Origin of the sequence: Vibrio sp. 10N.222.49.C9 (assembly GCF_041474985.1) — a bacterium.
GTDB lineage: Bacteria > Pseudomonadota > Gammaproteobacteria > Enterobacterales > Vibrionaceae > Vibrio > Vibrio crassostreae_C.
In genome coordinates this window covers 214801-234186 of sequence record NZ_JBFRVD010000008.1, presented here as the reverse complement: position 1 = coordinate 234186, position 19386 = coordinate 214801, and the positions used below count along the sequence as shown (strand labels likewise).

The window sequence follows — 19386 nt, the reverse complement described above, 5'->3', positions numbered from 1 at the left end:
ATTTCGGATTCATCTAATTCCCACCTTCGTCATCTCAGAACCGAGGGCCGAGGTATCTGAGATCTCGCTTTTCACCACCGTCAAAAACGAGATTCCTGATAAGTTCGTCCCTCACTTTCTGGAATGACGAAAGGTTACTCTGCCAGTTCTTTAACTTGTTCTACTTGCACGCTTTCTAAGTCGATTTCGCCGGAAAGCAATTTAGGAAGTAGCGTGTCGCGTAACTTTGCTAGTTCAATATTAGACTTATGATTTTCTTCAATCATCGCCTTCATTGGCTTAACTAATTCGCTATATTTTTTTGCTAAAGTTCGGGGAGGTACAACAAACTCTGGCATTTCCATACCCGCAATAGGAAGCATGTTTACTGTGGTTCCGTTAGTGAAACCTTGAACCTGCTTTACAAAGCGCCCTTTACCAAAAAGACGTTCAATGAATTCCGGTGTAACATTTGAATCACTTTTAGGTCTAACTCTGTATGTATGGTGGCTGCAAAAACCAAATGCTAAATGCTTTGGAATCATGGCTCCATAACCAATTAGAAGATGGTTGTGACCCTGCTCTGTATTAGCCACGAGTACGTCACCTTCTTGGACTAAGAACTTGTCTTTAAACTCGTCAGAGTAAAACTTAAGTCCTTTATATTTATACCCGCCGCCTTCCAGAACAGAGTTAAGGTTGTGCATGGGCACACCTTCATCCAAAGAAGCAACTAAACCTTTACCTTTGTAGCTGAACCCGCGAAGAACATCTAGTTGACTCTTCGCGCTTTCGACGCTCCATCCTTCAGGAATCAAACCTAACTCCGACTCAACTAGCTTTTCTGGAAAAAGCGAGGCAGTAGCAGTATCCATCCCTTTTGGCTGTTCACCATTCATTTTGGCTTTTACAGGGTCGAAGTCGACAAACCAAGACTTAAACAGCGTTTGTGCCATTTTCTCTAGGGTTTGGTTGATTTGATTATTGATAGTAATTTTTTCATCATATTGAAATAAAAGATCCGCTATTTTTTCTTGTTGAATCTTTGAAGGTAAGAAAATAGGGACTCTGGCCAATATTTTTTGGTTCAGCGAAGGCATAGTTGTACCTTCACAGTTTTTTAGTAGCCACGCTTTTACTTGAGGGCTTCTCATTACATAGCTAAAGTATTTTGCGTCATATTTTTTTGACAAGCGAAGATAGATGCCATCAGATCCTACAAACCAACCTTTTTCTCTTTCAGTAATTAGCGCATTTCGCTCTACCCCTCCTTTACGAGCGAAAACGATATCCCCCTCTTGAAGCACAAACTTAGGTAGCCTTGCTGTAACAGCTGAATCTACACGAGGTGTTATATCTTCCAATTGAATGAACCCTTCGCGAATTTCTCTTACAGAAATTAAAGGCACCCCAGTTTCAGTGTACTCTTCCGCCTTTAAAGCCGTTCCGAAAGGGCCAGTTTGTAGAACAGCATCTCCTGCTGCGATCAGTTCACCTAGTAGAGCTTGCTCCCACTTACTCCCCATAACCCAACGCCTCCAAATTACGGCGAATCGCTTTGTCCAACTCTTGAGATTGGTTCATTTGGTTGTATAGGGTTTGTGAAAGCTCACTCATCTTGATTTCAAACGGAATGCCGTCATCTTCCACTTCGGCTGCGCCAACATAGCGCCCCGGAGTCAGTACAAAATCATTAGCCTTAATATCGGCAACAGTGGCTGATTTGCTAAAGCCTGCTTTGTCTTCATACTTCTCTACTTTGCCATCGCCACGTTCAATACGCGCTTTAAGCTCCGCTTCATCACTGCGCCATGCGTGGTAAGTATCAGCAATCAGTGCGATGTCGTCTTTAGTGAGTTCTTTATTGGTACGACTAATCATGGTGCCCATTTCACGAGCATCAATAAACAAAGTCTCTTTTTGGCGGTTACGGTAGCCTTTGGTGTTGTTCTCGGTTTTGTCTTTGGTGATAAACCAAATGCACACAGGGATTTGCGTCGTGAAGAACAGTTGTCCCGGCAAAGCAATCATACACTCAACGCGATCGTTCTCGATTAGCTGCTGGCGGATCTCACCCTCACCTGACGTATTTGAACTCATAGAGCCATTCGCCAATACAAAACCAGCCGTGCCTGTTTCACTTAGCTTAGAGAGCATATGCAAAATCCAACCGTAGTTGGCGTTGCCAGTTGGCGGTGTACGGTAGCCAGCAAAGCGCGCATCATCGGTTAGCTCGGCTTCATTACGCCAACCTTTAAGGTTAAACGGTGGGTTTGCCATGATGTAATCGGCTTTTAAGTCTTTATGCTGGTCAGCAAAAAAGGTATCAGCTGCACGCTCACCTAAGTTGCCCGATAAACCACGAATGGCTAAGTTCATCTTCGCCAGTTTATAAGTGGTCGAGGTAAGCTCTTGACCATAGATAGCGATGTCTTTGGTGCGCCCTTCGTGCTCTTTAATGAACTTTAAAGACTGAACAAACATACCGCCGGAGCCACAAGCTGGATCGTAGATCTTACCTTGGAAGGGTTCTAGCATTTCAGCTAATAGTGTTACCACTGACTTAGGCGTATAGAACTCGCCACCACCTTTGCCTTCGGTTGCTGCAAACTTACCTAGAAAGTATTCGTAAACACGACCGACTAAGTCTTCTTCGCTCATGTCACATTCGTTCGCCAGCGTATCAATGTTTTCAATGCTGTCGATAAGTGACGCCAGCTTTTTCACTTCCAGACCTTGGCGCGAGAAGTAGTTATCTGGCAAAGCGTCTTTTAAGCTTGGGTTGTTTTTTTCGATAGTCGATAAAGCGGTATCAATGATGATAGCGATATCATCTTGCTTAGCGCGTGCTTTAACAAATGACCAACGCGCATCTTCTGGTAAAAAGAAGATGTTGTCTTGTTGGTAGAACTCTTTCATCTCAACAAAAGCTTCTTGCCCGTCGTCTATCATCTTCTGACGGCGTGCTTCAAACTTGTCGCTGATGAACTTTAAGAACACAAGGCTTAATACCACGTGTTTGTATTCAGATGACTCAACACTGCCACGCAGCTGATTAGCGGTATCCCAAAGGGTCTCTTCAAAGCCTTTGGTCGCTTTTTTAGCTTTTGAGGCAGGCTTAGCTTTTGAGGCGGGTTTCTTGTTAGCGGGTGCTTTTGCCATGTTCTTAATTACTCGAATAATGTAGGACTCTGCTTTCAACCGCAGACTATTGAGGAAGATTATATATGAAATTGAATGAGTTGAATTGATAAAGCTCCAATTTTAGGCGCTTTTTACGTGCCTTAAGATAAGGAAATATCCAAATGATCGAGCATTTTAAAAAAGCCACAAAATTCGTTTAATCTTTATAAATAATTCAGTGGCTAGATTAGTAGTACCTAACTGCCTTGTAGGCACCCTGCATGAGCTTTACAACATTTGATTTATTACCCCAAGGTAAACATACCTATCTCCGCACTTACAGGGGAGCTCGACATTTACGTGACTAAATTTGATGTAACCTTACGGCTACTTGATTTGCCATGATTGACTCTTGGGTTATCCCTTTTTCCAGTTCAGACATTATGGACTCTAACTTAGGGGGGATAAGTTTTGAGACACGACCCCAGTCTTGGTATTGGTCCGCAAATAGCTCTGAGCGGCCATGTTCTTTGAGAGTATCTGTTGATAAATTAGGTAGCAGCATATAAGTCGCTCCCGATGATAAAGCTAAAGAGATACCTTTAGGATCGGCATCAAACCAAGCTATAAGCTCTACGCCTGGAAAAGCCAACGCAATTTCTTTTGATATTACTCCCGTGTCCTTATCTCCTCGGTAAACAATAAGAGGATTAGAACCTATGTCGGTTTGTACTAATCTAAACTTAGAGAATGCTTCATAGTTTTCAACAATCACAACTTGGCTGTGCTCAATGCTCGTCAAATGACTTAGAGCTACCTCAATGTTCATGCCCTCTTGTAAGTCATATGATTTGCCATTTATGTTCGTGGACAAAATCCCATAAACTTTAATGACTTTGTCTTTGACAGGCCTTGAGCTTAGCTTCTCGTTTGGAAAGAACTGAGCCATATCCGTTCGAGAATCCGGGATAGAGTCAGTTAGAAGATCAAAGCCTGATTGCTCTTTGATCACCTTCCTGATTTGACGTATATCTCTAGGCGTCAGCTGCAAATTTTCTCCTCTGGCGCTCCCAACACTAAAGTCGCGATGAAAAGTATCAAACACGCCACTCAGCGCTACACTGGCACCTTCATTAACCTTCGCAGGAGAGAACAATTGCTTTAACCTATTTAAATCACTACCCGTTATATCATCAATGATTCTACTCACAGTTTCCTCGCTATAGACACATCTTCTAAGTGAAGGTTGCCGTAACCTATATTGCTACCTTTTGCTAAATAGGTATAAGACCCTATAGGCTCAACGGTAAAGCCTTTGCTATCTTCGGGAAGCATTGAACTATGGAAATTAAGCACGCTAAATAGCCACACATCTTTAGCGCAAGTGAGCTGATCAAGATCTTCCGGTAAGTCACTATTGATTTGCTCGTAATACTCCAAAGCGGAAATGCTGGTTTTTCCCTTACCAATAAAGGCTTCAGCAAAAAAGGTATCGCAATGAGAATCAATGTCCGCTTCAATCAGCTCTTGTATTTCAACATCAAGAGTCAATTCTCGGCGCTCAGCTTCTTCAACAACCGGAAGCTCTTCTTGTTCGGCGGGCTGTGCCGTAATTTTTTCAACAATCTCGGCCAATTCCGGCTCTTGGTCCATATCATCAGGATTTGGGTGATGCGCAAATTGAATAGGTTCTGAAAGCCAAAACATCGGAATGCCGTCGTGCTTTGCTACCTCATCAGGCAAAATCAAATCGTCACTTGGTGTCCAGTGTGGTTCTTGATCAATAAACCGATCAAAGGCATTGATCAGGTCCTTATCACGCTCGCGGTTACGATACTTCAGCATCAAAGCTCGGAGTTGAATTAGGATAGATCCGAGCTCTTGTTGGCAACTACGAATCGCACTGTGCATTTCAGCACAAAACAAGGTGTTGAGCTCTGAGTTATCTCCAGCCATTTCACTCAACAACTTAAAAGAGAAAGCTTTCATGCCAGTAACAAGCTTTTCAGCTTGCTCTATAGCAACTTGGTTCTCTTTTTGTTTTTGAGCGAGCGTATGGCCATAGCCAAAATCATAACTGATACGGTTTCTTAATCGACGACAAGACTCTTGCAAGTCCATTGTGATTTCATAAACCACACCTTCAAGGCTATTAAACCTATCCGCCTCTTGTTCTCTTTTGCCATTTAATTTAGCTTCCAGGTATTCTTGCGCTAAGCTCTGAATTTCTGGAATGCGCTCAGCATGTTGAGTCCCAAGAAATGAACTCGCTTCCGTTTCAAGGAAGTAGTTCATCAATGCTTCCATCTTAGGGTGCACGCGGTAGCCGCGGCTTGTCACGATAACAACACGGGCTTCTTTTAATTTACGTAGGTCATTGGCGTTTTCATGAGTTTCACGTATCGTGCCATTTTCAAAAACATGCGTTAGTGTGTCCTTTGCTTGGCTGATTAAGCGAAGCATGTGGTTAACACCACCATGTTTCCCATTGTTTTGAGGGCTCATCAAAAGTCGAACTCCCCTTGGTTCTCGTTTGCTTTGTTAACTGTCTCAACGATCTTTTCATGCGTATCGATGAAATCGAGCACCTCGTAGACAAAGTCTAATTTTCCCGTCATCACATAGAGTTGGCGCTCTTTGTTTACTAAATGAGCCACCCCTTCTTTAACCAGAAATTCGACAACTACATTGAGTTTATCCGCTGCACTGTCACGCACTTTTTTTCGACTCACTTTTGGAAGTCGATAAATACTATCGAGTTTCTCCATCAAGCTAGGAGACGATTGGATTTGCGCACTCAGCATAGGCACATTTAACTCATCACCACCAACCATCACTGCTTCAACTTGAGCAGCCTCACTGACTGTCGCTACGAACTTAACCACAGGTCGAATGATACCGTGTACATTACTCATCAACGCGGTCACCTGACGACGATTGTGGTCGTCGATACTTTTATAGGTAACATAATAGGCGCTGGTTCTGCTCGTACATTGGAGCTCGCGCCCCATAAGAGTCAACGCTTGATTGATTTCTCGGCGTGTACGATCCTCTTTAAGCGTCTTGTAAGCTTCACGATCCGTTGCTGGGCAGATAAAGCTACCACTAAGTAGAGATTCTAAGACTTGTGATACTGGCTTCATGCTTCTACTCCTGTGCTAGTTTCAGCGGCTTTAGCTAACGCAAGTTTGCTTACTTTAGGTTTGTTGAAAATGTTCTTGTAAGGCGTTAAGTGATACAGATACTTAAATAAGTTGGCCGTACGATTATTGCCATCGGGTTGAGCCGCGATAACATTGAAGTTATGTGCCCCCATCATTTTGAGCAGTTTGGCTTGGTTTTCTGCCGTCAGCTTACCAATCTCATCGGTTGGGTAAGTTATTGATAGTCGACTTGCTCCACGTTGTTGTGTCAGAAGTGCTAAATACAACATGGATTGAATGAGCAAGTTCGTACCATTACTGGCCAAATCACGCATATCTTTATCTGTTTTGGCCGTTTTACGCTGGTTGTTCTCGATGACTTCAAATTTGATGTCAAACAGCTCAGTAGGCTTTTTAACTTTCTCGGCACTAATATGGTATGTCAGTGTACTTAAAGCGTTGAAAAACTCTTTGGTTGGTAGCTCAGCCGATCCCGTTTTATCCCACTCTTCGTAAATCTCAGAGAAGTTAATAATATCTTGCCAACCTTGTAGTTTGGAAAGTGAACTCTCAACATTAATGTCAATAGAACCAACCACAGAGAACGTGTTATTGAGCTTTACTTGTTCAGAGATATTACGACCAAGTTTTTTAATCTCACGGTCGAAACCAAGTAGCCGATGCTTGAAGTCAACGAGCATACGCCCCATGTTAACTGCGCTTTCAATTGTTATGCTGGTCACCTGAGGAATGATGTCATTCATGATGATTTCTAGAATATCAATTCGCTTTGAGTCACTAGCAACAATATCCTCTGTAATGGCGTTTCGGCTGCTTTCATTCCAGAAACGATACAGCTCCCCGTCACCAAGGTTGAGAGTGATAGTTTCCATCTGTTGTATATCTTTTTTACGTAGCTTAGTAAGCCTCTCTAACTCCGGGAGTTTGCTCTCTACATAGCTCAAGAGTGAATTTAAATCGCCGTTATAATCGAGCGCTTCTTGGCTGCCTTCTTCGCCCTCAAACATCACATAGTTAGTTAGGCGAGAGATTGCACTGTCAGCTCGCTGTTTGTGGTTTCTCAAGATAGAAAGCTTCTCATCAAACTCTTTTTTGGTTCGATGAGCTTTGGCTCTCAACTCTTTCAGTTTAGTTTCAAAAGATTCAAACTCTTGATGCACCGTTTCAAGTTCTTTGACTTTAGTATTGCGATCGTCACGTCTCTTAGGATCATCCACTTCATAAACAGCAAGCCATATCTCATATTCTTTGATTTTATGAGACTTCACTTTTAAGTTTTTGATCTCATTATCAAGCAATTCAATTTCTTCTTTGTAGCGTTGATAGATTTCACCGCTAATACCTTGATCACTCAACCGCTGTTCATACTCCGTTTTGATGCGCTGTTTGTTCTCGCCCAACGTCAGAGTACTTTTTTCCAGTAGTTCATCTATAGCTCCGATCGTGAGATCAAGTGATGATTCAACATTGCTAATTTGAGTAAGCCTGTCGTTGTTTAGCTCTAATTTTGCTTCTTCAAAACGTTCAAGCGTCATTGAGATTTCCTGCTCAATCAGGGCTATAGCTTTCTCAATCGATTTGATGCTTATATTAATTTTTTCGACTAAGCCCTCTTTTGCACGGGCAATCTCTATTTTCTTGTTTTTAAGGTTAACCTTAGTTTGTGATAGGTCACCCTCAACGTTTCGCAGTTCATTGCGTAATCGTGATAACTCAAGCGTTGACTGCTTAACAGCAAAATCATTTTTCAAAATTTGCTTATTGAAATCAGCCTCTGCGTCTTCAAGCTCAACGATACGGTCCATCAAGTGAGCCTGCTCTTCCACATCAGCTTTGTTGGTGACACTACAATCTGCTAGGTTGCTCGTATCGATATATAAATCGTACATTGAACCTGAATCTTCAGTCATTGATGGTGTGAGTGTCGTGTCCATCAAAAGCTCATCGGTGAGAACACGACCAAGTGGAGAGCTTTGCCACCCCTGTCGATTAGCCTCCAGGAACGAGAACAAGGTTCCTGAATCTGGGTCTAATCGGTTACTGACTACTTTTAGCCTGGTTTCGGCATCGCGCATATTTCGACGAGTGGCCTCTAATCTTTCGAGTAGCTTTTCACGTTTAGTTTGTAAGTTGACTCCTTCCTTCTCACTCAAAGTTGTCGTGTGTTTTAACGTGTCTACTTGTTCTTGTAATCTGTCCTTCTCAGACTCCAACTGCTCTCTCTGCTCAATGAGAAACTCATCAATATCTGGGTTCTTTAGTCGCTGCTTTTGAGTAGCGAGTTCAGCCCTATGCTCAATAAGAGCCTGAGATTTATCCGCTGTAAAAATCGTATGGGTTTGGGTCAGTTCCTTTAACTGTGGCTGATATACATCGTCTATCTTGTCTTTTTTAACCTTGCACTCTTTCTCGGCATCAAGTTTTTGCTCTGTTAGGTCAGACTTTTCTTTATTGAACTTACTAACAAGGTTTTGTTTGTCTTTCTCATACTTTGCTTTCGCATCATTTACCTTAGTTTCAAGATCGGCGTAACTTTGTCTTTGTTGTGCCACCCTGTCTTCCATTTCTGGCAATTGCTTTAGCTTAACGGACAGTTCTGGATAACCACTATTTTCGTATGTTATAAGCTTGCTGTGATGTACTTCGATCTCAGAGTTAATACTTGTGATAGAGCGTTGAAGAGCGCTCTTTTGAACCTCTTTATCAAGCTTATCTTGATTAATTTCGCCAATCTGCTTGTCACTGTTTTCAAGAAAATCTGAGCGCTCGATTTCGGTTTTCTTAAGAGATTCATCAAGGCTTTCAGAGGCTTCACGAATGATTGTTAAGGCATTGGCGAGCTGAGTGGTTAGATAGGCAATCTGCTTATTGTTCGCAATAGCTTCAATGAACGCTTCTTTTTTGGCTAGGAACGCTGTTAGGCCGTTGTAGTCATCACACCATTGTTCAATTCTGTTTGCATCCACACCAAACTCTAATGTGCTATTTCCTTGCTCGAGGATATCCAGGAAAAGCGCCTTTGTGTCGGCCATATTGAATTCACCTTGAATCAACGCCGCTGTGATTTTTTCAATGTGACGGACATCATGACGACCAGAGCACAAAGAGTAGCTCAGGAACTGATTGCTCAAATTCCCTGCATTAATATTTTGGATAATTTCGCGGTACTCTTTGACGCTAGTAATACGCGACTCGTATTCTAAGCCGTTAGCGTTCAGCTCCCCGGCCAGCTTTGTACAACCGATAGCGTAAGGCTTGTCTTCGCTGTCTTGTTTAATGATCACTGACTGCTCAAACTGACCTTTAACGAAAAGGTACACAATGCCACCTTTAGTACTAAGGTTTCGATAACAAATGACATGAGCAACTTGACCACGAGCAGTAATGTACTCGAAAACAATATAACTGTTGTTGTGTGGTAAATACCATTCTGCAAAGGGCTTATTGACATTCGACTTCCTGACGATCTGTGTCCCAGTCGCTCCATAAAAGAACGGAATGAGCCTTAAAAGTGATGTTTTGCCTTCTCCGTTACCGCCAGTGATCTGAGTGGGAGCGTCAAAAGAATACTCAGAAAACATCTTGTTTTTCTGATAAGAATTTATTGCGATAACTTTGGTCAATCCGGCATACATCATCGTATCTATCTCGAGTTATGTTGTTTTTCTTGACTGAAAATCAAACAGTTTGAATTTGTGGCCACTAAATCAGGTTACAGCTTTCAATACCATCGACTCACTCACAGTAAAGATTCCTGACTTTTCCTGCCCTTCTCAATATCCGCAATAAATATATGTACTTTTTTGCTACATGTATATACTGTATACATCAACATGTAACATTTATGAGCACGAGCATGAGCCAAGCAGATATCAAATGGGACCAACAGGTACGATTTCGACTAATTGAGATCATTGTTCTTTGGGAGGGCCGACTGACGACAAATCACCTATGTGATGCTTTTCACATAGGGCGGCAACAAGCTTCTAGGGATATCAACAAGTACATTAGCTTAACTGACCAAGGTCAATTGATACTGGATAGAACAATTAAAGGCTATAGGCCAGCAGACAACTTTAAGCCTTTATTTACTCAAGGCACTGCTCATGAGTATCTACTTATGCTTCATCAGCAATATAACCAAGAAGAGACCTTCGAGTTCTTTAATTGGGGGGAAGCTCAATCGACCGTATTGAACGTTCCTGAAAGGGCTATATCACCAAGCATTGTTCGAGGATTAATTGCGGCAGCAAGGGCTAACCTTCGCGTCGATATTGACTATGTATCGCTCTCTACACCTGAGGTTCGAGGTCGAATTATTGCGCCTCACAGCTTAGTCTATGATGGGATCAGGTGGCATGTAAGAGCATATTGTGAAGAGAAAAATGAATTTCGAGATTTCGTGTTAAGTCGCTTTAGGAACGAACCTGACTTAATGGATAAGTCACCAAAAATGCGAGAACATGATGACAACTGGAACCATCAAGTTAAGTTAACGATTACACCTAATCCTTACTTGTCTGAACAACAACAAGTTGTTGTTGCTGACGACTACGCTATGAAAAACAAGAAGATGGAAATAGTAACTCGTGGAGCTTTAGTCAATTATTACTTGCGACGTATGAGCGTCATACAAGACCAAAAGCTGCTAAAAGAACAACCAGAAGCCTACCAATTGACAGCTTACTTTGACGTAAGTCTACCTAGATAAATCAAGGTTCGTTCGAGACAGCCCGATAAGATTGGTGATGTTCTAGATGGAACATTACCTGTCTACTCGAAACTAGGGCTGACTGTATTTATGGTGTAAAGATCCATGAATATACGCTCCTTGCTGAATGCTTTAAAACAGCAGCCTACATCTATTGTAAAGTGACGACTAAAAACACCCTACATTTCACTCGATAAGTTTTTAGCTAATATTCCTTTTCTGATACCAAATAACCTCTGACACATCACAATCAAAGTACTGACACAAGGCATCAAGAGTTTTTGTGGTTGTAGTGTACCCTTCATCTCGGATCATTTTCGCCATGGCCGAACGCTGAATACCTATTTCGGCAGCAATTTGAGCTCCAGAGATCTTCCGTCCCTCTTCCGCTGATTTTTTATCTATAAGTTCCTTTAAGTTATATCTAATCACACATCAATTCCTAAAAGATATAATAATGTGTCCTGATAAAACACAAAAGTATGGTTAAGCTGATTTTGTGTCTTGTTAAAACACAAACAATGGAGGTCAAATGGACCAATTATTACTTACAGCAAAAGAGCTTGCAGGTCGTATCAAATTTAGCGCCAACTATATCAATTCGACTCTGCGAGATTCAATTTTCATCGAAGGTAAACACTACATTCGACCATTCAATGGTAGAAAAATTCTCTACATTTGGGAAGAGGTAGAGGCAGAATTATACCAATCTGCATCACGTAACCTTCAGTATATTCCAATGGCTGGCGGGAGGGTGTGTCATGGGTAGTATCAATTCACGTAGCGGTAAGCTCTATCTCGACTTCCGATATGAAGGTATGCGTTGCCGTGAGCAAACTGCACTGCCTGCAACTCAAGTAAACCAACGCAAGCTACAGAAACTGCTAAATCAAATTGAAGCGGACATTCGCCTGAGTTGTTTTGTATATAGTGAGTACTTCCCTGAGTCTAAGAAAGCTCAAACATTTTTGAAACAAGACATCCAAGCTCAAAAACGCAAACAGGAATTACTTGGTAATTACAAAACGGCAGTACAAGGGCTACAAGGAATTGAAACTGTCTTGTTCGAAAGCTTCGCACAGGAGTGGTACGACGAAAACGAAGTGCGTTGGAAAGAAAGCTATAAGGACAGTATGAAGATCTACTTATGGTCGTACCTTGTACCTCACTTCGGGCGTTTAGACGTCGCGAAGATCTCTCGACCTGACATCTTAAAGTACCGTGCTTCTTTAGTGAAACCGCGTAACAACGGCAAAAAATTATCTGCCGAGTTCATTAATCATGTCATGACACCACTGCGCATGATTTTGAGCGAAGCCGGAGATCGCTATGATTTTCGTTCGACGTTTGAAAACATCAAACCACTACGTGTTGAACGCACTAATGTAAACCCGTTTGATTTTAACGAAGTGAACTTGTTTTTATCATCGGTACGTTCCGATTTTAAAGATTACTTCACCGTTCGTTTCTTCACCGGAATGCGCACCTCAGAGATCGATGGTCTGAAATGGAAGTACGTAGATTTTGAGCGTGGTTTAATTTCAGTTCGAGAAACGTTTGTACACGGCCGTTCAGACACAACGAAAACGGTGGGTTCAACAAGAGACATTCAAATGTCATCTGTTGTACTTAAAGCTATAAAATCCCAATACAAAGTGACTGGTACTAAGGAGTATGTGTTCTGCAATGCAGCTGGAAACCCTTTAGATAAAGGTAACGTCAGAGACCGAATCTGGAAGCCGACACTTAAAAACTTGGGAATGGAATATCGCCGCCCTTATGAGACTCGACATACGGCTGCAACATTATGGTTAGCAGCCGGAGAAGCACCTGAGTGGATAGCTCGCCAAATGGGCCATACCACTACAAAAATGCTGTTCACAGTTTACAGCCGATATATACCAAACCTAACCAGGCAAGACGGCAGTGCTTTTGAAAAGTTATTAGATGCTAATTTAAATGGAGGAAAGTAAATGGCTTATTCACCTCTAGCTATTCACTGCACCAGTTTGTGCTGTGACATTCTTCAGGCTCAGCGTTTTCAGAAAATCTCTCATCAAGATATTGATTGGCTATACGATGAAATTTACGAACTTATCAAGCAACGTACTGAACTGTGGCCAGATAAATTCCATCATGAACATGTCTTTATTGATTCAGTCACGCGCGGTGTACTAAAAGCACTACATCTATGTAAAGACAAGCCAAATAATCGAGATGCCAGTTGGCTGTTGATTGCAATGCAATCACGGATCAGTTTTTCTTTGAAGCAATTGCATTAATGAGAGCTACTCAAAAAAGAGCCAAATGAACCCATGTTTATTTGGCTCTTTTCTATTTCCCATTTTTGAACATTTCCATACTCTGCTTGAATCTACCCTCACCTACAACTGGCGCCTAGTTCACCTTGAAATAACTCATCAGCCATCACCCGTTAACAAGAACACTATAATTTGTTGCACACCCACTTCACTGGCCGCACAAAGTTAACGTTGATAACTTGAGCCTAAGTTCTATAGTAGTTTTGCATTAACCGTAGTGCTGGACCCTTCAAACCGCACCAGACTCAGATTAACGAGAGCATTCTTTTTAAAAATGTGCTGATGACTATTTCTTAAATGTTCTGTTACTCCCAACTGTAGATGCTTAGAAGGTTGTCACAGCATGGTCACCACGCGGTCACAAATCGAGTTTGAGAGATATGAGTCACTTAGCCCATCCAATAATTATTCAACGGGGAGGCAGACAAGAATGATGCTATTTAAGGTACTTTCCAGAAACGCAGACACAAAAAAGCCCACGCTAGGTGGGCTCTTTCGTATAATGTGGTGCCCGCTACTGGACTCGAACCAGTGACACCTTGCATGTCATGCAAGTACTCTAACCAACTGAGCTAAGCGGGCGATGTTCTAATTTCTTATTACTACCATTGTGACAAACTCAATAGTTATGCAATAAAAACTAAAGAAGGAATGGTGCGTCCGAGTGAACTCGAATCACCGACCCCCGCCATGTCAAGGCGGTACTCTAACCAACTGAGCTACGGACGCATTCCCTTAGAACGCCAACGATGATATCTATGATAAACAGATGGTGCAAGTATTAACTGGCATCTTGCGATTCGTTTGCTCACTTTGCAATCAAAGACATAACAACATGTCGATTTTACACCCAGATTATCGTCAAACCGCTGAAAAACAAAGTTTAGTTAGAAAAATTCTAATCCTTGATGACAACCAATTAACTAACCTAATGTGTTCAATTTGGGATTTTTGTTGTCTATACCGTTTTTCTTGGCCTTTACAGTAACCATACAGGTATAGATCAATGCCTATATTTAGTGTCAAAAATTTTGCTTGCCCATTGGGTTACCGTAGTATTTTGATCATTATAAGTGAAAGGCACACAGAGGCTTTGTAACTCACTGAAATACATCATTCATAAAAATCACCACGATTTTGTAATCGTCGTCATCGAATTACTAGGCCGCAATGACTAAATTCGGATTTTTCATATAAAGTGGCCGGGTTATTACCAACATACATAAATACGATAGCACTCTATAGTCGAAAAACATCAGCTACAATTAATCTCCCTCAAGAGCAACAATCTATAAGCAATTCAAAACCCAACCCCACACATCATAGCTATTTTGAATACATACAGCACAGTAATACATAATGAAATTTGCATAATGGTAAAGCGCGCCTATATTCATAACCTGTAGGAATCAATAATCTAAATTCAATGCTATACGTGAATTTATGGTTTGCGATAAATACAAGTGTGAAAAATAGGGAATAAATTATGAAAAAATCACATATCGCCATTGCAGTGGTGAGCATACTATCGACATCTGCCGTATCGGCGGCGACCATTTATGAGACAGATGAAACAGTATTCAATATCGGCGGCCGCGCAGAAGTTCGAGGGAATTTCTCTGATGCGAATAAAAGTGCTGGTAATAGTAGCACCTATAGTGATAGATCACGTGTCCGCTTAAGTGTCGATGGCACACAAAAAGCGTCGGACGATGTTTCCTTTTTTGGGAAATATGAATTCGAACTAACAGAGTCTGAAGATGGCGCATCAGATGATATCGGCATTAACACTCGATTCTTATATACGGGTGTTCAAACCAATCACGGTAACGTCTATTATGGCCACCAAAATAATGCCGTTACCTACTTAACCGATTGGACGGATATGGCTGAAACCTTCAGCGGCTATATCAATGAATACACGGTGTCGACTGCTGATCGAGCAAAAAATGTTTTACGTTATGAACTGACAAGCGACAACATCACCTTTCAAATTGATGGCAATTTCAATTCAGATAGTGAATCAGCACAAAGTGACGGCTTCGGTGCAGTTGTCGCCGGCAGCACTTCGATTGGGTTAGATATTGGCGTCGGTTATGCGTCAAGTGATGAAACCTATGGCGTTGGGACAGATACAGAAACTTCTGATGCCTATATTGGTGCGGTTAAGTACACCAACGATCAGGGGGTTTGGTTCGCCGCACTCTATCAATTTGGTAGTATTTCAGGTCTAGGCGTAAAAGATTCAGACTACGATTCTGCCGATGCTTACTTGGGATACTCGTTTGGTGTCAACACCGTCAACCTGACCTACAGCTACTTTGAAGCTGACGATATTGCAGATTACGACATTAACTTTATCGGTCTAGAATACGCACGTTATATTGGCGATGTGGCCTTCTTTGGTAGTTATAAGTTTAACATGTTAGACGAGGGCGAAGGTGGGCAAGGCGATAACGACGAAGATGAGCTACAGCTCGGTATGCGTTACGCGTTTTAGTCTAAACCAATCCACTTAATATTAGTAAAGCCGAGCATAATCAATGCTCGGCTTTTTAGTTTGTATAACTTATTCGTATCTAAGCGATTGAATGGAGTCCAACCGGATGCATTACTATCGATACCAACTATTCTTCAACATCGAATACAACGTTGTAGTTTTCGGTATAGGTGCAGTTTGGCTGGCGGCTACAAGTGAAGAAGCGTCGGCCTTTGTAATCGCCTTGGCTTGCCAGTTTGATGATCATTGGGCTACCACACTTCTTACAAAATCGCACTTCTTTTGATGGCTCGATTAAATCGATGTGTGCTGCCAGTAAGCTCTTCAAACGGCTCACTTGGTAGCTGTGTTTAATAGATGCACCAATCAGAGGTAAACCTGCCGATTTACACACGTGAATTAGTAGCTTTTCGCGATCGACTTTCCCTTTATTGAGCTCTTTGCCGTTATCAAGTTCAATAATAACGCGGGGCTCTAGCGTTCGCGGGTCGCAAACAACAAAGTCGAAGTAACTACGTGAGATCTTGTTGTTGGCGATAAACCAATTCTTCTTATTGTTCGTCTTAGCAGGAACAAGTACGTTCGACATGCTGACTTTAGCAAACACTTCCCCATGGTTGCCCACAGCTGATTTTAGCGCATTATAGAATGTCGCCTGTTGCGCCGACATCAACGCGCCTTTCTTCTGATAAGCGTGGTCTTTGGTGTCATCGTGTTTCACCACATACTTTTGAATAAAGTAAAAGAACACAACCAGAACAATTACAACGATAAAGATATTAGTCATTTTCCAACACAATCAAGTCTGTATAGGGATTAAGAGAGTAGCTAGCGTATGTAGAAAAGCATCACCTGGCAAGCAAAAGAGCGAGAGTTGCCAACCAGAATCACGACCTTTGAGCGCAGTGCCCAACGAGAGGTCGCTCCTTCGCTAGACACACCTCTCTTATTTTGATAATTAAATCATCAATTACACTCTAGATTGATTTAGATCAATTTACCTAGATTTGTGATCAACTAGTCTGAAAAACGTTAGGCAAATGTTAATAAGGAAATTGATATGGAACTTAAACAAGACCCAAGATGTTATACCGACGTATGTGTAGATGGTAAATGGTTCCACTATGACCACTGCGGAACCCAAGCCTACATGTTAAAGGGAGGAGCTTCGGCTGTGATTGAACTCGCTAGCGAACCAGCGACAGAAGGCGAATTGGTTGAAATGCTTCAAGGTGTCGCTAAGTAACCCACCAAGCCAAATCACAGTATGAATTAAGCGAATAAGAGTAAATAGCCGTATTAGTTCAGATAAGCACTCTTATTCGCTTAGTTATTGAAGTTCAGGTTTCTTGATTGCAGGGGATTAACTAAGTTTAGGAACTCAAATGATAACGACTTTATTGCGCCCTGACTGCTTAGCTTGATACAAAGCATCGTCTGCCGATTTCAAGTGTTTCTTATAGGTACGGCTATTCAACTGTTGCTCCGTTAGATGAGTCGTAGCACCAATCGATGTGGTTAATTCTAATGGGCCAGAATGCGTTTCAATCGCTCGGTCAGCGATCGCTTGCCTTATAAGCTTAAGCTCTTTATTAGGATCTTGATTCCCAGCCAGCAACAAAACAAACTCTTCCCCACCCCATCTTGCCACTACATCGTTTGTTGATAAGATTTTCTCTAAACGCTTAGCGACTTCCACCAGCACTTGGTCACCAATATCATGGCCATAAGTGTCATTAACTTGTTTGAAGCGGTCTAAATCTAGAATAGCGAGCGTATACCCAAACGACGACAAATGATGTGGCATCGGCTGAGTTAACCGTTGCTCTAAGTAACGCCTATTGTATAAGCCTGTCAGTTCGCATCTTGTTGATTGCTTAAGTAGTTCTTTGTTGGTCTTCTGGATCGAGCGTAACCTTATCAATAGTAACGTGGCGCTTATCATCACCATGATACCCAAAGCGACGACGATTCGATTCCGTAATTGCTGCTTATCTAATGTCAGCTCACCCAACTCTTTTTCTGCGTTAAGCAGTTCGTTTTCTTGAGCTAATGATGCCGTAGCGAAATCTTGCTCGAGTAAAAAGATATCACTCTGGCGCTTATCAAATAGCAGCGCTTTATTACCCTTGTAATAGAGCTTGAAGTAGCGAAGTGCGTTCTCGCTGTCGCCTCTTGAATCATAGTATTCAGCAAGTGTTCTTAAGCCGAGGACCTTCCAGCTGCGAGTCCCCACAACATCGAACATTGCAGACGATCGCTTTAGATCAGCAAAAACAAAATTATCTCGGTTCAAACCAATGTTCGCTAAGGCTCTATTTAGGTAACACTGCCCCAATTGAAGTGTGTATTTGTCCACGCCTGGGTATCTAAGACACAAGTTTGCGACTTGTCGTGCTGACTCAAAGTTCTTTTCCGCCAACAACACATCACTCTCTGCTTTTAATAGGATGATTTTGTATCGTTCACTTACGTTATCGCCATTTAGCTTAGCCGCACTTTGATATGCTTCTCGGCCTTTGACTAAATCACCACTGCGCAGATAAGCAAAAGACTCATTCACATGCAGCACGCCGATGGTAGACGCTTCGAGTAGTCCACTCTTGTAATAGAGCTTTTTGGCTCTTTTAATCAGCTTGAGCGCTTTAGGCCAGTCTTCCAAATAGATATAAAGCAGTGCCATATTTGACACTAACTTGCTGTTGTAGATGTGATGAGGGTACTTCTTACCAAGGTCTAAACCTTTATGGAAAAAGTATTGAGCTTCAGGAAAGTCATTGCGGATGTTATTGATGACACCAGCCGTGTTATAGGCCTTAATCAACAACTCTTCATAGTGAAGCGATTCTGCGATATCTATCGCTGCTCTGATTTGGATTTCAGATTCCGCTAGCTCACCCTTACTGATGTATTCAATCGCCAATTCAACGAGAGATTGGGCCTTTAGCCAACCCATATGTTCGTGTTGTGCGAGTGCTTTAATCTGCCTGACGTATTCGGAAACCGCTTCGGTATCCAACTTATGTTGCGCGAGGTTGGACAAAATCATCAATTCGTAAGCACGATAGATGGCTTTATCTTGGTCTGGGAACTTGGCTTGGAGAGCCTCAAGTTGTTGGGAAGCTAAATTAGGGTCACCGCGAGATACATCGAGAATATCGATCAACGCAGATCCATATTGAGAGAGTGATAACTCTTTCTCTGGACTATAAACACTCGGGTTTTCAGGGCGAATATGCTTTAAATCGTCGTCATAAGTTGGATAGAGCAAATACAGCCCCAGCACAATACTCATCAGCACCACGAAAAGGAATGAACCTAACACATTGTTTCTATTCATTTATCAGGGCCATTATTGATTGAATTCCAATTTTATTGACGTTTTTTTAAGAGCGGTCAAACATTATACCCGACAGATATACAGATTAAAATCCTGCGCACTGGTGGATCTGAATTGGGTTTTTCTCATTAATTAGAATAATCAGGCAACTTTCTTGATTTAACTCAGACAATCATCTACCTCATTGGCGTTATAGTGATTTTCCTGTTCCTACCTCCGCGGCTTCTTTTTGAACAAGCGGAAGCATA

Annotated in this window: 15 protein-coding genes and 2 tRNA genes; 6 read left to right on the top strand and 11 right to left on the bottom strand. The window is 41.9% G+C overall.

Annotated elements, in window-relative coordinates; translation table 11 throughout:
* Positions 1 to 134 precede the first annotated feature (134 nt).
* The 6 genes from AB4585_RS03200 to AB4585_RS03175 all read right to left on the bottom strand — a co-directional run bounded on the left by AB4585_RS03200 (position 135) and on the right by AB4585_RS03175 (position 9901).
* On the bottom strand, positions 135 to 1505 hold the full coding sequence (locus tag AB4585_RS03200; RefSeq protein WP_372169326.1) for a restriction endonuclease subunit S: 1371 nt from the start codon (positions 1503 to 1505) through the stop codon (positions 135 to 137).
* Positions 1495 to 3141 (bottom strand): N-6 DNA methylase, encoded by a 1647-nt coding sequence (locus AB4585_RS03195; protein WP_372154868.1) that lies wholly within the window; start codon positions 3139 to 3141, stop codon positions 1495 to 1497. The genes AB4585_RS03200 and AB4585_RS03195 overlap by 11 nt, the downstream gene beginning before the upstream one ends.
* Before the next feature lie 325 nt (positions 3142 to 3466).
* Positions 3467 to 4312 carry a hypothetical protein gene (locus AB4585_RS03190; protein WP_372169325.1) on the bottom strand — a complete coding sequence of 282 codons (846 nt, stop codon included), beginning with the start codon at positions 4310 to 4312 and terminating at the stop codon, positions 3467 to 3469.
* On the bottom strand, positions 4309 to 5607 hold the full coding sequence (locus tag AB4585_RS03185; protein ID WP_372169324.1) for a hypothetical protein: 1299 nt from the start codon (positions 5605 to 5607) through the stop codon (positions 4309 to 4311). The genes AB4585_RS03190 and AB4585_RS03185 overlap by 4 nt, the downstream gene beginning before the upstream one ends.
* A complete protein-coding gene (locus AB4585_RS03180) occupies positions 5607 to 6245 on the bottom strand; it encodes a hypothetical protein (protein WP_136974917.1) in 639 nt (212 codons plus the stop codon). Before AB4585_RS03180 ends, AB4585_RS03185 begins: the two co-directional genes overlap by 1 nt.
* A complete protein-coding gene (locus AB4585_RS03175; RefSeq protein WP_372169352.1) occupies positions 6242 to 9901 on the bottom strand; it encodes an ATP-binding protein in 3660 nt (1219 codons plus the stop codon). The genes AB4585_RS03180 and AB4585_RS03175 overlap by 4 nt, the downstream gene beginning before the upstream one ends.
* A 221-nt stretch (positions 9902 to 10122) precedes the next feature.
* Between AB4585_RS03175 and AB4585_RS03170 the strand changes: the two genes are divergently transcribed.
* The gene (locus AB4585_RS03170) at positions 10123 to 10977 is read left to right on the top strand and encodes a WYL domain-containing protein (protein ID WP_372169323.1); all 855 of its coding nucleotides are present in this window, start codon (positions 10123 to 10125) and stop codon (positions 10975 to 10977) included.
* 201 nt (positions 10978 to 11178) lie between these two features.
* Here AB4585_RS03170 and AB4585_RS03165 read toward each other — a convergent pair whose 3' ends face one another.
* Entirely contained in the window at positions 11179 to 11409 is a 231-nt protein-coding gene (locus tag AB4585_RS03165) for a helix-turn-helix transcriptional regulator (protein WP_102393890.1), read from the bottom strand.
* A gap of 100 nt (positions 11410 to 11509) precedes the next feature.
* Here AB4585_RS03165 and AB4585_RS03160 point away from each other — a divergent pair, with 100 nt between their 5' ends.
* Genes AB4585_RS03160 through AB4585_RS03150 form a run of 3 tightly spaced genes read left to right on the top strand, consistent with a single transcriptional unit; the run spans position 11510 to position 13259 of the window.
* Entirely contained in the window at positions 11510 to 11746 is a 237-nt protein-coding gene (locus AB4585_RS03160; protein ID WP_102321027.1) for a hypothetical protein, read from the top strand.
* A complete protein-coding gene (locus tag AB4585_RS03155) occupies positions 11739 to 12950 on the top strand; it encodes an Arm DNA-binding domain-containing protein (RefSeq protein ID WP_372154860.1) in 1212 nt (403 codons plus the stop codon). The genes AB4585_RS03160 and AB4585_RS03155 overlap by 8 nt, the downstream gene beginning before the upstream one ends.
* Complete coding sequence (locus tag AB4585_RS03150; RefSeq protein WP_102321029.1) at positions 12951 to 13259, top strand: hypothetical protein; 309 nt, start codon at positions 12951 to 12953, stop codon at positions 13257 to 13259.
* Positions 13260 to 13803: 544 nt separating this feature from the next.
* Here the strand turns inward: AB4585_RS03150 and AB4585_RS03145 are convergent.
* Positions 13804 to 13880 (bottom strand) — tRNA-Val (locus AB4585_RS03145).
* 70 nt (positions 13881 to 13950) lie between these two features.
* Positions 13951 to 14027: transfer RNA gene (locus AB4585_RS03140), tRNA-Val, on the bottom strand.
* A 757-nt stretch (positions 14028 to 14784) separates the two neighbouring features.
* Between AB4585_RS03140 and AB4585_RS03135 the strand changes: the two genes are divergently transcribed.
* Positions 14785 to 15798, top strand: a complete 1014-nt coding sequence (locus AB4585_RS03135) for a porin (protein ID WP_229647281.1) — start codon at positions 14785 to 14787, stop codon at positions 15796 to 15798.
* Between the two features lie 127 nt (positions 15799 to 15925).
* Here AB4585_RS03135 and AB4585_RS03130 read toward each other — a convergent pair whose 3' ends face one another.
* Entirely contained in the window at positions 15926 to 16585 is a 660-nt protein-coding gene (locus AB4585_RS03130) for a DUF2726 domain-containing protein (RefSeq protein ID WP_229647280.1), read from the bottom strand.
* Between the two features lie 273 nt (positions 16586 to 16858).
* On the opposite strand from AB4585_RS03130, the gene AB4585_RS03125 reads away from it, so the two are divergent.
* Complete coding sequence (locus AB4585_RS03125; RefSeq protein WP_017059179.1) at positions 16859 to 17044, top strand: hypothetical protein; 186 nt, start codon at positions 16859 to 16861, stop codon at positions 17042 to 17044.
* Positions 17045 to 17179: 135 nt separating this feature from the next.
* Here AB4585_RS03125 and AB4585_RS03120 read toward each other — a convergent pair whose 3' ends face one another.
* Positions 17180 to 19138 (bottom strand): diguanylate cyclase domain-containing protein, encoded by a 1959-nt coding sequence (locus tag AB4585_RS03120; protein ID WP_372112786.1) that lies wholly within the window; start codon positions 19136 to 19138, stop codon positions 17180 to 17182.
* Between the last annotated feature and the right edge of the window lie 248 nt (positions 19139 to 19386).

Coding starts and splice junctions, on each gene's coding strand:
- AB4585_RS03200 (WP_372169326.1), bottom strand. CDS start 1,505: ATGGGGAGTAAGTGGGAGCAAGCTCTACTAGGTGAACTGATCGCAGCA.
- AB4585_RS03195 (WP_372154868.1), bottom strand. CDS start 3,141: ATGGCAAAAGCACCCGCTAACAAGAAACCCGCCTCAAAAGCTAAGCCT.
- AB4585_RS03185 (WP_372169324.1), bottom strand. CDS start 5,607: ATGAGCCCTCAAAACAATGGGAAACATGGTGGTGTTAACCACATGCTT.
- AB4585_RS03180 (WP_136974917.1), bottom strand. CDS start 6,245: ATGAAGCCAGTATCACAAGTCTTAGAATCTCTACTTAGTGGTAGCTTT.
- AB4585_RS03175 (WP_372169352.1), bottom strand. CDS start 9,901: ATGTATGCCGGATTGACCAAAGTTATCGCAATAAATTCTTATCAGAAA.
- AB4585_RS03170 (WP_372169323.1), top strand. CDS start 10,123: ATGAGCCAAGCAGATATCAAATGGGACCAACAGGTACGATTTCGACTA.
- AB4585_RS03160 (WP_102321027.1), top strand. CDS start 11,510: ATGGACCAATTATTACTTACAGCAAAAGAGCTTGCAGGTCGTATCAAA.
- AB4585_RS03155 (WP_372154860.1), top strand. CDS start 11,739: ATGGGTAGTATCAATTCACGTAGCGGTAAGCTCTATCTCGACTTCCGA.
- AB4585_RS03150 (WP_102321029.1), top strand. CDS start 12,951: ATGGCTTATTCACCTCTAGCTATTCACTGCACCAGTTTGTGCTGTGAC.
- AB4585_RS03135 (WP_229647281.1), top strand. CDS start 14,785: ATGAAAAAATCACATATCGCCATTGCAGTGGTGAGCATACTATCGACA.
- AB4585_RS03130 (WP_229647280.1), bottom strand. CDS start 16,585: ATGACTAATATCTTTATCGTTGTAATTGTTCTGGTTGTGTTCTTTTAC.
- AB4585_RS03125 (WP_017059179.1), top strand. CDS start 16,859: ATGGAACTTAAACAAGACCCAAGATGTTATACCGACGTATGTGTAGAT.
- AB4585_RS03120 (WP_372112786.1), bottom strand. CDS start 19,138: ATGAATAGAAACAATGTGTTAGGTTCATTCCTTTTCGTGGTGCTGATG.